The organism is Vibrio sp. 10N.247.310.24, from assembly GCF_041467175.1.
Taxonomy (GTDB): Bacteria; Pseudomonadota; Gammaproteobacteria; order Enterobacterales; family Vibrionaceae; genus Vibrio; species Vibrio tasmaniensis_A.
Map to the genome: position 1 here is coordinate 1 of NZ_JBFSUD010000030.1, position 12071 is coordinate 12071.

The following is a 12071-nucleotide window of genomic DNA, read 5'->3' on the forward strand; positions in this document are numbered from 1 at the left end:
CAGCTGACGCTGTTGGCTTAGTAGAAAAACTGTCAACGTATTTTAGGACGAGACAGGTCAGCTCAACACCAGACCTCGGGTTTCGAGTGTTGTAGGTTTCTTCGATTTAGAACCTGTACGACTTGTCCAAGGGGGAGCGAGCAACTAGTTGGAGTGTTTGAAGCAGAATTGGAAATATGCGCTTTTTCAATTCGTCCCGTGACTTAGTGCTCTTTACTTAGCGTCGTTTTCTTCGTTCACTTTTGCATAGAAGTGCAGCAACTCTGTGAGCTCTTTAACCCAACCAAATGCTTCTGTCGGTGCTTTCGACAAAATCTTCTCGACTTTGTCACAGTGAGTTTCAAGGCTGATCGCTTGCTCAAGGTTGAACGACATTGCATAGAAGTGCCAAAGCAATAGTCGAGTCATGCGCTCGATGTTTTGTTGTGAGTTATCCGACTCACTAAACGCAAGATTCACTTCACTCAGCGCGATTGCTGTCATTCGCAACATCGCATCAAATTTTGCTGATTGCATACGCTCGTCATTGGTCACTTCTTCCTGTTCGAACGTAAACAGTTCCGTCATTGCATCTTCAGGGACAAGGCGATGAATCATTCTTAAACTAAATTCTTCTAGTTCTTCACGAGGCATGTTGTTTAAGCAAGTTAAAGTGTAATCGCGTTGCATGGTGTTCTCTTAGATGAGCAAAAAGGTCGGACAGTTTAATGGAGAAGCGGACTTAGAAAAAGTAGATTTTGGATAAGCCTACATTTGTAGACTTATCTGTGTACTACAAGCCTTAAAATCACGGCTTAGACTGGCAGGTTTGAACGTAGTATCAGGCTTTGCTATGGCTTGGGGGTTGATACTGCATAGACCTGTCATGCCTCATGAAAATGTTGCTCGCAACCAGGCTGCCGATGCAAATCGAACCAAGCGCTAACCAAGTCATCGTATCCGGAATTTCGTTGAACAGTGGGATCGCCAACAAGGTTGCAACAGCAGGTGTTGCACTACCAAAAGCGGCTGAGCGTTCTGCTCCTAGTGTATTGACTGCATATAGATAAGTGAATGCTGCTATTAAGCCTGCACCTACGCCTTGCACCGCAGAATGCACGGCAAGCTCTGTAACTGGCCATTGAGCAATTGGTGTATCCACTAAATGGCTAGGGAGGGTTCCTGTAAAGATAAGGATCAGCAACAGCAAGGTGGAACAGAATGAAATAAAACCTGCACTGACAAGCGCATTAAGATTGGCAACACGTGCTGAGATGGTAAACGTCGCCCACATCAAGCTGCCACACAAAAACAACACGTGACCTTTGGTATATTCAAAGTTGAAGCTGCTTAAGCTACTTCCCAGAAACAACAATATCCCAAGCGAAACCAGACCTAAACCAACGACACGGTGTCGGCTAAGCGGCTGCTTAAAAAAGAGTACCGCGATCCCTGTTACGAATAGAGGAAGCGTTCCCGGAACTAAAGCACTCCCGTGTGATACCGGAACGAACTGCATGGCTGTTCCTGCAACGAGTAAATAAGGTAACCCGCACCCCACAAACATACCGGCCAAGTATCGATTCGGGACAGCAGCGATCGTGCTACGTGCTTTCCACACCAAAGGTAATAACGCCAATGCTGGTATGAGGAATCGAGTCAGTGCGATGTCTGCAGGTGTTAAATCTGAATTTGCGCCGCCTTTAAGAGAAAGGAAAAAGCTCGCCCAGATGAGCAGAGTGACAGTAATAGATAAATAGCCAAGCTTCATAATAAACAAGGAAAGTGAATGATGATTAATTATGGGGTACTTGCTGTGCCATAGGTTGGCAAGTTTTGTTCTAACTTGAGTTGTAGTTGATGATTTCTGCTAATATTTTGCTAATTGTTAACGAATTTAACTAATAATTGGTATTTGCTATGGATAGGATTGATAGACATCTTCTTGAGTTGCTTCAGAAAGACGGCAGGCTAACCACCGCTGAGTTAGCTGATGAAGTTGGCTTATCGGCTTCACCGTGCGCGAGGCGCATCAAAAGACTGGAAGAAAAAGGGATTATTGATGGTTACCGTGTGAGCCTGTCACGGGAACAGGTCGGCATCGCAATGAGCGTGTTTGTTGAGGTGAGCTTGAACAACCACCAAGAAGTGTCGATTGATAAATTTGAAAGTGCGGTTGTCGAGATGGAAGAGGTTATCAGCTGCCACGTTGTATCTGGGGCTTATGATTACTTGTTAGAAGTTGTCAGCCCTAACTTGATGGCTTACGAAGCATTTACCAGAAAGCTACAGCGACTCTCCAACGTAAAAGACATACATACCCATCTTGCGATTAGGCAAGTGAAAGGCAATGCGCCACTTCCGGTTTATACGGACTGACTGTTTATGCGAGCTAACGGTTTATACGAACAAACGGGCTATACGAACTAACAGTTTATACCGACTAAGCCGTAGGTAGGTGACACGCTGCCCGATGACATGAGCTGAAAACGAAATGATTTTATGACTAATAGGAAGTACGGTCGCATTAACGGCTATCTGACGAATGCGGATACGCAACAATAAAAAACGGAGCACCTCGTGAAAGGTACTCCGTATATGATAGGTGCAAAACTTAGTGATACTTAAAGTTAGAGATTGAACAATCCCCGGTTTGAGCGTTGATTCTGAATGAAAAAGCATGTGAATGATAATCCACACCGTCATTCCAAATCGTCTCTCCAAATATCTTACATAGCTCTAGCTCACTTACTGAACCGAACTCTTCCATGTGTTTAGCGACAGATAAAAGTTTACCTCTTATCTCTGCAGTCCCTTCCGTGTTACTCAAGCAGTTGAAAGCCATAGTTTTTTGCATATTACCTAGCCAAAATATTTCTTGTTATTAAGTTATATGAATAATCATGATAACAATTTTCTGGCGTTTGTAAATCTATTTTGTGATGAATATCTCACATAGTCGCTTTCATTGGTCGGAAATTGAACGTCATTGTTGATAGTTACCACATTAGTTTTACAACTTATTGATAAAGCTTTGATTGATTGTATTTCTGAATGTGTTGGTTTGTTCGAACTATGATTATTGGGATAATCAAGTTAAGCAAGTGAGTAATCATTTTAGTTTTGTACATCGTTTATCGGTTGGTTTGTGTGGCGAGCTTCGTCAATCATCGTCGCTTCTTTACGGTATTTTGAAGAGAGCTGACGAAATTTTTTACTGAGTGTATGAAGATCTTGCGAGAGTGATTGTGAGCTTTGTACATGTACCTGTGCACTTTCTGTTTGACGCGGTAGTCTTGCTTTAGCGCAGTGTTTAGCTATGGTTTGCCACGAATGCGTTAGAGACTCCGCTCCATCTAGTTCTGTAGACACAATATACGCTTGTTTTAATAGAACCTCAGAGACATCATAAGCGGTATGCATATGACTATTGAGCTGCACATTAAATCTTTGTTCGTACTTTGCCCAAAGCCCAATGATCTGCTTTTCGTTGAAATGTTTAGATAGCAACGTTTGTGATTCATAGGTCGAGAGAACTTGGTTAAATTCTTTGGTGTATTGATTATAGCGTTCTTCAAATGATAACTGGCGATCTAACAGTGTTTGCCAGTTTTCACGGTCACAATGGTCTGCTAACGCGATATCGGCACTCAGAGGTACACTTATAATGACAACCTTCACCAAAAAATTCATGATTTACCTCTACTTAACTCGCTCTCTATTAAGAGTATAGATGAGCAGCAACATGAGTTGATGTACACTTGAAACATACCTAAAACGGAAGAGCTGGTGGATTTGATGAAAAAAGCGCTGATCGCTTTACTTGTGTTATTAATATTGGGCGGAGGAGGGGCTGCATACTATTTCTTCGTCATGAAAAAAGACCCCACTCCGCCAGAGAAAGAGGAAGCGCCGGCTGTTGAAGTCGCGGCGCAATCTGAATCTGACCCTGCATCCCTCACTACTACTCAGCCTGAGCCAGAACAGACTGAGTTCTACGTTTTAGATAGAAAACTAAAAGTAGTCGAGCAGCCCGAAATTGATGCTTTGATAACCGACTATCTTTATAAGGGTGAAAAGGTCGAACTACTAGAGAAGCAAGGCGAATGGGCTCGTATCTCTGACTATATTGTTTTAAAGGAAGGCGGACCACAGACGGCGGAATGGATTTCAATGTCTGGGCTATCTAGTGATGAAGTGATTATCTCTGAGCAAGAAAACAGAGAGATACTAGATTCATACTTATCTAAATCCGATGATCTGAAGCTCCATCAAGAGAAGTTCCGCAACACGGTAGCTAAACTTATCTCTGAAGGGGAGTGCGACCCAAGTGATTTTGAAGAGTTAGGCGGTTGGGTTAAATCAGTTAAATACAGCAACCGAGACGTTTATTTTATTTATTGTGGTGGGTTGTCTCTTGAAAACAAAATTTATCTAGATGTAAATACTAATGAAACATTCACGAAGTAGGAGCCGATTCCTATTTAATGTGGGTATTCGTCACTGACTTTTAATTAACTCTATTTTTCCAAGATATTAACTAAAGCCTACTCATAGATTGAGTGGGCTTTTTTATGCTATCTATAATGCTGGCTTTTTCTATTTACCCTGTAATTAATATTGAATCTTATATACAACCATCATTAAATATTTATTAATGGGTAATAAGATCTTTACTATTATTCTCATGATCAATCATTTCGAATTCCCACATTGCATTCTTCTTGAAACAAGCTAGGAAGTGTTGGTTTATCTCTAATTAACAAAGGCTTACCTGCTTGCTGATAAAGTCGAAATTAAGTAAAGCTTATTTATTTCAGTGCCTTACGGTAATTTACATATGTGTAACATTTCACTAGAACTGTAAGGCAAGTCACGTTTTTAATCATAATCCCAAATTATTTTCGGTTTGTAATAATACTTTTTGATTTTGAGTTGTAGGGTTTAATTAAAGCAAAACGTAAATTTTAATTATCAACTAAGACATTATCTTATTAACATCATTGTTATTTAATTGCTTGTAAGGGATGGAACCATTAATGAAAAAGCTTGCTTTAATTACAGGATCAAAAGGCGGTATCGGCTCAGCAATTTCCTCTAAATTAGTTGCAGACGGCTATCGTGTTATCGCGACTTATTTTACTGGGAATTACCAATGCGCATTGGAATGGTTTAATGAAAAACAATTTACTGAAGATCAAGTGAGATTGTTTGAATTAGATGTCACCAATACGGGAGAGTGTGCGCTGAGTTTAAGCAAGTTGTTGGAAGAAGAAGGAACGGTGGATGTGTTGGTCAACAATGCGGGTATAACGCGTGACAGTGTTTTTAAGAAGATGGATGCCGAAGCATGGAAAGACGTGATTGAAACGAACTTAAACAGCCTTTTCAACGTGACTCAACCTCTGTTCGCTCCTATGTGTGAAAAGGGTAACTGCCGAGTCATCAACATCTCTTCCGTCAATGGTCTTAAAGGTCAATTCGGGCAAACTAACTACTCGGCGGCTAAAGCTGGAATGATTGGTTTTTCAAAAGCCTTGGCAGCAGAGGGGGCTAGAAGCGGTGTGACGGTAAATGTTGTTGCCCCTGGTTACACAGGCACGCCTATGGTTGAACAAATGAAACCTGAAGTCCTTGATTCTATAAAGAATCAAATCCCAATGAAACGTTTAGCGACGCCTGTTGAAATTGCAGACGCAGTGGGCTTTTTAGCGAGTGAGTCTGGGGCGTACATTACAGGCGAAACATTGTCAGTGAATGGCGGCTTGTACATGCACTAATTGGCGAAACTGAAGGGATTGGAATGATGGAAAAAGTATTTATTGTTGCGGCCAAGCGCACTCCTATTGGTGCATTTACTGGGTCGCTAAAAAACGTATCTGCGGGTGAGTTAGCTGGCGTTGCGATCAAAGGCGCACTTGAGTCTGTCGATCTTTCGTTAGATGCGATTGATGAAGTGATCGTCGGCAATGTGATTTCGGCAGGTCAAGGCATGGGGGTTGCTCGTCAGGCTTCCATTTATGCGGGGCTTCTTGAGGAAACGCCAGCATACGGCGTGAACATGATTTGCGGCAGCGGTATGAAATCAGTGATGGACGCAGCGGCGCACATCAAAGCACAAGATGCTGAAGTGGTTATTGCTGCTGGCGTTGAAGTGATGTCCCAAATTCCGTTTGTGGTACCAGCGAGCGTTCGTAATGGTCACAAAATGGGTGATGTCTCAATGAAAGACTTATTGGTGGGTGATGGCTTAACCGATGCGTTTAATCACTACCACATGGGCATGACGGCTGAAAATATCGCCAACACGTTAAATATTTCGCGCCTAGCTCAAGATAACTATGCCCTAGAAAGCCAACAGAAAGCCGTCGCAGCGATTGAAGCGGGTAAGTTTAACGAGCAAATCGTGCCTGTAGAAGTTAAGCAGCGCAGACAAACCGTCATTTTTGATACCGATGAGTATCCGAAGTCAGACGCGACATTCGAAGCTCTGCAAAAGCTTCGCCCAGCCTTTGACCGTGAAGGGTCTGTTACGGCAGGTAACGCTTCGGGCATCAATGATGGCGCAAGTGCAATCATCTTAGCGTCTGAATCGGCGGTCGTGAAATACGGCCTGACACCACTGGTAGAGCTGAGCAGCTACGCGCAATCTGGTTTAGATCCCAAAATTATGGGGTTAGGCCCAGTAGAAGCGGTATCTAAAGCGCTTGATAAAGCGAATCTCACCCTCGAAGAAATAGATTTGTTTGAATTGAATGAAGCGTTTGCAGCACAAGCTCTTGGCGTAATGTACCAATTGTCAGAGCAGCATGATTTACCGCTTGATGCGTTCAAGCCAAAGGTCAATGTGAATGGTGGTGCAATCGCGCTTGGTCACCCTCTAGGTGCGTCTGGCAATCGAATTATTGTTTCACTCATCCATGAAATGCTTGAACAGAAAACGACTTATGGCGTTGCTTCGCTCTGTGTGGGTGGAGGGATGGGAACCGCTGTTTTGCTAAAAGGTATTGAAGGTTAGAGCCTAAGGTATCGGTAGCAAGCTTAAAAACATCGGATCAGCTTTTCAAAGCATCGCGAGCTCATAGATGAATGTTGGCTGAAACGATGATTATACAAATTTATTAAACTATGTATTCATCAGGAGTTACTTATGTACACGGATATTTTCAAAACAATTACTGACCAAACAGAAAAGCAATTTGAACCGTACTTAAAGTTCAACAAGTTGGTTGCTAAGAACATTCAAACGATGACAGAACTGCAAATGAATGCGATGCAGACTTATACGGATATGGGTCTTTCTCAAATGAAGGCAGTAAGCGAAATCAAAGACGTAAACAGCCTGACCGCTTTCAATAGTCAACAACTCACGGCATTAACTCAACTGTCTCAGCAAATGATGAGTGACAGTACAAAATTGCAAGCGGCTGCCAAAGAGTTCAAAGACGATGTTGAAACACTAACAACTGAAAACTTGAAAACAGTCACACCTGCATAAATTTAATCGCCATCGAATGAGGCAGTTTTACTGTGACATTCGGTGGCGATTTTCCGATTATTGGAGTCATGTTATGTTTCAACACTTCTTTTCGGACTACCTTGTTAAACTTCAACAAACAAACCAGCAATGGTGGGATAACTTTGAACAAAACAAGGAAGCCGCGCAATCTTCCCTAAATCAAGCGATGCAAGAATTGAATTTTGATGATGCATCAAAAATCTTCGAGCAAGCCGCCAACCAACCCGCCGTCCTGCTTCAGCTGCAATCTCAATGGTGGGAACAGCAACTGCAAATCTGGCAAAACGCAGCACTGATGGGCAACACTGAAAGTGTCATCTCAGAAGATCGCAGTGATAAGCGCTTTATCGATGATGCATGGAAGAACGACCCTTTCTATAGTTTCATCAAGCAATCCTATTTGTTATTCAGTAAAAGCTACATCGACACCATCAATTCTATCGAAGGCATCGACGAGAAAACCAAAGAGCGTGTGGCGTTCTTTTCACGTCAGGCAATCAATGCTCTCTCTCCAAGCAATTTCATTGCGACTAACCCAGAGTTGATGAAACTGACGCTTGAGCGAAATGGTGAAAACCTGCTTGATGGGCTAGAGCAGTTACAAGCAGACGTTGAAGCGAGTGCTGATATACTCAAAATCCGTATGACCAACAACAACGCTTTTCGATTAGGTGTTGATGTTGCTAACACGGAAGGTGATGTTGTCTTTCAAAACGAGTTGTTTGAACTGATTCAATATTATCCCAAGACACCGCAGGTCAATGCGACGCCTTTGCTGATCGTCCCGCCATTCATCAACAAGTACTACATTCTTGACCTTCGTGAGAAGAAATCGATGGTGCGTTGGTTGCTTGAGCAAGGGCATAGCGTATTCATGATGTCTTGGCGCAACCCAGGTGAAGCGCAGAAGGACACTGAGTTTGGTGACTATGTCACGGAAGGCGTGGTTAAAGCCGTTTCTGCGATTGAAGACATCACAGGTAAAGAGCAAATCAACGCGGCGGGTTACTGTATTGGCGGTACGGTGTTGGCTTCGACGGTGGCTTACTACGCTGCGAAGCGCATGAAAAAGCGCATCAAAACAGCGACCTTTTTTACCACCTTGTTGGATTTCTCGCAGCCGGGTGAGGTGGGCGCGTACATCAATGAGACAATCATCAATGCTATTGAGAAGCAGAACGATGGCAAGGGCTATATGGATGGTCGTTCGTTGAGCGTGACGTTCAGTTTGCTTCGAGAGAACAGCTTATACTGGAACTACTATATTGATAACTACCTCAAAGGCAGTAGCCCGATGGAGTTTGATCTTCTGTACTGGAACAGTGATAGCACTAACGTGGCGTCTAAATGCCATAACTTCTTGCTGCGAGAGCTTTATCTTGAAAACAAACTGGTTCAAGACAAAGGCGTGAAAGTGGGCGGCGTATGGATTGATTTGAATAAAATTAAGATACCAAGCTACTTCATCTCGACCAAAGAAGACCATATCGCGTTGTGGCAGGGGACTTACCGTGGTGCATTGAACACTGGTGGCAACAAGACGTTTGTTCTGGGCGAGTCTGGTCATATCGCAGGCATTGTTAACCATCCAGAGAAAAAGAAATACGGCTACTGGTTGAACGACAACTTAGATGACTCTGCTGACGAATGGCTAAACAACGCAAGTCACAACGAAGGCTCATGGTGGACACACTGGGATCAATGGTTACAAGGCTTTGAAGCTGACGAGAAAGTCGAACCTTTCAATCAAGGTTCCGAGCTACACCCTGTGATTGGCAAGGCTCCGGGTAACTATGTAAAACAGGTACTTCCTATCGTCGATAAAGAAGTCGTTGATGTACAGGCTCCGAAAAGCGACGCTTAGCTTGTTTAACGTGAGTGGTTGATACCTATTTCTACTAGGGTATTAGCCACTTATATCAGAGGTGCACTTATCAAGCGCCTCAATACCCAAACGCCGAATACCACTTGAGGTGTAACAATACAAATCGTCGTAAAAAAAACGGCCGTCTAGAGTTGTTGCATATGCCGTCAGTATGCTCCCACTATGAAATATCTCTATTCACCCTAAATTTACCTTCGAGTTGGCAAACTATTCGCTACTTTCATAAGGAGAAGTAGCGATGAATTACCGCATGTTAATGACTCTAGGGGTTTTGTTTAGTGCAAATGTATTGGCTGAACTTGATGAACCAGGCTGGGGAGGCGAAGTTGGAGTATTGGTCGGCTTTGGTAGTGAAACCGATGACTCAGAGGCTGTAAAAAAAGGCAGCTTGAACAGCAAGGGAGAATCGGATTCGAGTGCGCTTGTTGTACCACTGGGACAGTTGCGCTACACGTTTGGTTCAGATAGCGACCAGCAGGTCTTTATGGGGACCTCGCGTGGCGATATCATTGAAGGTGTTTTTGCTTTTGAATTTGGCTACGCACTGGAATATGGCAATGAATCGGTTGTATCGTTCTCTTACCTTCCAACAATCGCAAATGGTGAAGTATGGGAAGACCCGTTCATAGCCAATACTGCGAGGACTAAAACCGATATCTCTGGTGATACCTTTCGTGTACAACTCGACAACTTATTAGATATTGGTTTATCGGGTGATTTCGCTGTCTACAAGCAAGACATTAAAAATGACAAATCGGGCGTTCACCTAGGAGTGCCAACAGGTGTACTCCAACGTGACGCTAAAGGCTATTATGCAAGCCTATCTATGGAGATGCCTGTTAGTGGGAGCTCTTTTATCGAACCATCGTTGTCTTATCAAAAACATCTTGCAGACGGTGAAGCAGTTTCTTTCTCTTATTACTCTGGCTCGTTGACCTACATAATGATGGTGGATGATCATGCATTCTCGGTCAATGCAGATTACAGCCACCGCTCATATGATGCATCCAATCCAGTATTCAAGAAAACACGTGAAGACAATGGATATAGCGCAACGCTTGGCTATGAATATATGGACGTTATGGGTTGGGAAGACTGGGGATTCAACGCATTAGCGGGTTATTCTAGTAACAATTCCAATATCGCATTCTACGATACCAGCGGATATTTGATGAGTGTTGGTGTTAGCTATCACTTTTAAGTAATTGACTACTTAATCACGATGAGTTGGGGCTAGCATATTTGTTAGCCCTTTTTATTGTTTACTTTTTCGGCTAGAGGCTGCGACTGAATATGAGTGATGAAGCTTAAATTCAGTCAATGGCGACCAAAACACCCGGTCGGATTGCCCCGAGGCTTGGTCATTCGACTTAAACGAAGTTAAGCATTGGTATTTGATTTTTCTTCGCCCGGCAAATGAAGCCGAGCCAACAAGCCTCCCTCTATTTCCTCTGCTTCAAGGTGCCATCCTAGCTTCTTACATATTTTCTCGGTTAAATCCTGCCCAAGGCCAAAGCTATCTTGAAATGGCAGATCAAGTTCCTGTGTATTGATGTTCTTGATCACTATGCTGTTTTTTTCGAAATAGATATGGATCGTACCGCTGTGCGTGTATTGGAAAGCGTTACGAATGAGGTTACCAACGACAATTTTGATTGGAGTCTCTGGAAGTTCCACTGTTGGGGCATGAAGGTAATTGCGGATGATGTCGATCTCTTCACCTTGAATTAAATATTCTAACTCTTCTACCAAATTATCTAATAAAGCGACGACCGAAACTAAGCTCTGATTCGGTGGAGTTTCACTCTTTCGGACTAGCCAGAGCATGGTTTCGGTAATTTGCTGCATGTTGCTGCTCGCGCGGTCGATACGATTGATCGGGCGCTGTAAATCTGAGGGCAGGGAGATGCGCTCTAAGATCTCCATATTTGCTCGTATGATTGCAATAGGCGTTCGCAATTCGTGACTAGCATGAGATAGAAAACGTTGTTCTCTTTCTACCAAGTGCGCATTCTTACTTAGTGCCTTTTCTAGATAAAGCGCAACTCGATTGTATTCACTGAATTTAAAGTTGGGAGCGGGGTTCGCCAATAGGTCGTTGGACGCGCTTTCTGACCATTCGACGAGTTGTTCGGTTTTTTTTCCTACTCGGTAACTGTAGAGCCAAAGCGCTAATACAATAAAAATATATAGCCAAGAGCAATGTAGATAATAAGGTTGAAGCGATGATCGAACCACACATCTATTGTGTCGCCAATTAGGCGGTAGTCGTACCTAGCGACTCCGAATACCAATCGTCCGTCTTCGAGAGCAAAACGGTAGACACCAAAGACAGCCTCTTTCTTGATGTCGTTGGTAACCGTTTCATCAACGAAGACGACAGTGAACTCATCATTAATAAATGTCACATCCCGAAGTACGTCTTTACCGTCGACCTTTATGTTAGGCAATTGGTCATAATAAAATGACACTACGTAAGATTTAGGTAGTTTGGCCTCTGGATTTATAAGGCGCACTTCGTTAAAGCTCAACCATTCACTGGCGAGTCGCATTTTTACTGAATCTTCTATTCCATATTCAAAGTGACGGATTAAAAGTTCTCCGAATAGTAAGGCTGTCAGAAGTGACAAGCCCAAGAAAAAGGTAGTAAGGTGACCCCGTATTGGGAAGCTCTTTTTCATGCTCATG

General features: G+C 43.1%; 13 protein-coding genes. 7 read left to right on the plus strand and 6 right to left on the minus strand.

Annotated elements, in window-relative coordinates:
• Positions 1–213 precede the first annotated feature (213 nt).
• Both AB6E08_RS11320 and AB6E08_RS11325 read right to left on the minus strand, forming a co-directional pair.
• Positions 214–669: a hypothetical protein gene (locus tag AB6E08_RS11320; RefSeq protein ID WP_017097493.1), complete on the minus strand. Its 456-nt coding sequence runs from the start codon at positions 667–669 to the stop codon at positions 214–216.
• Between the two features lie 151 nt (positions 670–820).
• Positions 821–1750, minus strand: a complete 930-nt coding sequence (locus AB6E08_RS11325; protein ID WP_371727707.1) for a DMT family transporter — start codon at positions 1748–1750, stop codon at positions 821–823.
• Between the two features lie 149 nt (positions 1751–1899).
• On the opposite strand from AB6E08_RS11325, the gene AB6E08_RS11330 reads away from it, so the two are divergent.
• Positions 1900–2358, plus strand: coding sequence for an Lrp/AsnC family transcriptional regulator (locus AB6E08_RS11330; RefSeq protein WP_009845472.1), 459 nt, complete (start codon positions 1900–1902; stop codon positions 2356–2358).
• 235 nt (positions 2359–2593) lie between these two features.
• Here AB6E08_RS11330 and AB6E08_RS11335 read toward each other — a convergent pair whose 3' ends face one another.
• Together AB6E08_RS11335 and AB6E08_RS11340 are read right to left on the minus strand one after the other, a co-directional pair.
• Positions 2594–2836 carry a hypothetical protein gene (locus tag AB6E08_RS11335; RefSeq protein ID WP_009845471.1) on the minus strand — a complete coding sequence of 81 codons (243 nt, stop codon included), beginning with the start codon at positions 2834–2836 and terminating at the stop codon, positions 2594–2596.
• A 260-nt stretch (positions 2837–3096) separates the two neighbouring features.
• Positions 3097–3672, minus strand: coding sequence for a hypothetical protein (locus tag AB6E08_RS11340; RefSeq protein WP_017097491.1), 576 nt, complete (start codon positions 3670–3672; stop codon positions 3097–3099).
• 96 nt (positions 3673–3768) lie between these two features.
• On the opposite strand from AB6E08_RS11340, the gene AB6E08_RS11345 reads away from it, so the two are divergent.
• From AB6E08_RS11345 to AB6E08_RS11370, 6 genes are all read left to right on the plus strand, one after another.
• Positions 3769–4449: an SH3 domain-containing protein gene (locus AB6E08_RS11345; RefSeq protein WP_372066261.1), complete on the plus strand. Its 681-nt coding sequence runs from the start codon at positions 3769–3771 to the stop codon at positions 4447–4449.
• A 569-nt stretch (positions 4450–5018) separates the two neighbouring features.
• Positions 5019–5759, plus strand: a complete 741-nt coding sequence (locus tag AB6E08_RS11350; protein ID WP_135383803.1) for an SDR family oxidoreductase — start codon at positions 5019–5021, stop codon at positions 5757–5759.
• 26 nt (positions 5760–5785) lie between these two features.
• Entirely contained in the window at positions 5786–6997 is a 1212-nt protein-coding gene (locus AB6E08_RS11355) for an acetyl-CoA C-acetyltransferase (RefSeq protein WP_372066318.1), read from the plus strand.
• 132 nt (positions 6998–7129) lie between these two features.
• Positions 7130–7477, plus strand: a complete 348-nt coding sequence (locus AB6E08_RS11360; RefSeq protein ID WP_012600514.1) for a phasin family protein — start codon at positions 7130–7132, stop codon at positions 7475–7477.
• Between the two features lie 73 nt (positions 7478–7550).
• The gene (phaC, locus tag AB6E08_RS11365) at positions 7551–9362 is read left to right on the plus strand and encodes a class I poly(R)-hydroxyalkanoic acid synthase (protein ID WP_372066264.1); all 1812 of its coding nucleotides are present in this window, start codon (positions 7551–7553) and stop codon (positions 9360–9362) included.
• Positions 9363–9621: 259 nt separating this feature from the next.
• Positions 9622–10584: a DUF2860 domain-containing protein gene (locus AB6E08_RS11370; RefSeq protein WP_372066267.1), complete on the plus strand. Its 963-nt coding sequence runs from the start codon at positions 9622–9624 to the stop codon at positions 10582–10584.
• A 179-nt stretch (positions 10585–10763) separates the two neighbouring features.
• Here AB6E08_RS11370 and AB6E08_RS11375 read toward each other — a convergent pair whose 3' ends face one another.
• Both AB6E08_RS11375 and AB6E08_RS11380 read right to left on the minus strand, forming a co-directional pair.
• On the minus strand, positions 10764–11621 hold the full coding sequence (locus AB6E08_RS11375) for a sensor histidine kinase (protein WP_372066270.1): 858 nt from the start codon (positions 11619–11621) through the stop codon (positions 10764–10766).
• On the minus strand, positions 11555–12070 hold the full coding sequence (locus AB6E08_RS11380) for a hypothetical protein (RefSeq protein WP_372066273.1): 516 nt from the start codon (positions 12068–12070) through the stop codon (positions 11555–11557). Before AB6E08_RS11380 ends, AB6E08_RS11375 begins: the two co-directional genes overlap by 67 nt.
• Position 12071: the final 1 nt, after the last annotated feature.

Coding starts and splice junctions, on each gene's coding strand:
- AB6E08_RS11325 (WP_371727707.1), bottom strand. CDS start 1,750: ATGAAGCTTGGCTATTTATCTATTACTGTCACTCTGCTCATCTGGGCG.
- AB6E08_RS11330 (WP_009845472.1), top strand. CDS start 1,900: ATGGATAGGATTGATAGACATCTTCTTGAGTTGCTTCAGAAAGACGGC.
- AB6E08_RS11320 (WP_017097493.1), bottom strand. CDS start 669: ATGCAACGCGATTACACTTTAACTTGCTTAAACAACATGCCTCGTGAA.
- AB6E08_RS11380 (WP_372066273.1), bottom strand. CDS start 12,070: ATGAGCATGAAAAAGAGCTTCCCAATACGGGGTCACCTTACTACCTTT.
- AB6E08_RS11360 (WP_012600514.1), top strand. CDS start 7,130: ATGTACACGGATATTTTCAAAACAATTACTGACCAAACAGAAAAGCAA.
- AB6E08_RS11340 (WP_017097491.1), bottom strand. CDS start 3,672: ATGAATTTTTTGGTGAAGGTTGTCATTATAAGTGTACCTCTGAGTGCC.
- AB6E08_RS11370 (WP_372066267.1), top strand. CDS start 9,622: ATGAATTACCGCATGTTAATGACTCTAGGGGTTTTGTTTAGTGCAAAT.
- phaC (WP_372066264.1), top strand. CDS start 7,551: ATGTTTCAACACTTCTTTTCGGACTACCTTGTTAAACTTCAACAAACA.
- AB6E08_RS11335 (WP_009845471.1), bottom strand. CDS start 2,836: ATGCAAAAAACTATGGCTTTCAACTGCTTGAGTAACACGGAAGGGACT.
- AB6E08_RS11355 (WP_372066318.1), top strand. CDS start 5,786: ATGGAAAAAGTATTTATTGTTGCGGCCAAGCGCACTCCTATTGGTGCA.
- AB6E08_RS11350 (WP_135383803.1), top strand. CDS start 5,019: ATGAAAAAGCTTGCTTTAATTACAGGATCAAAAGGCGGTATCGGCTCA.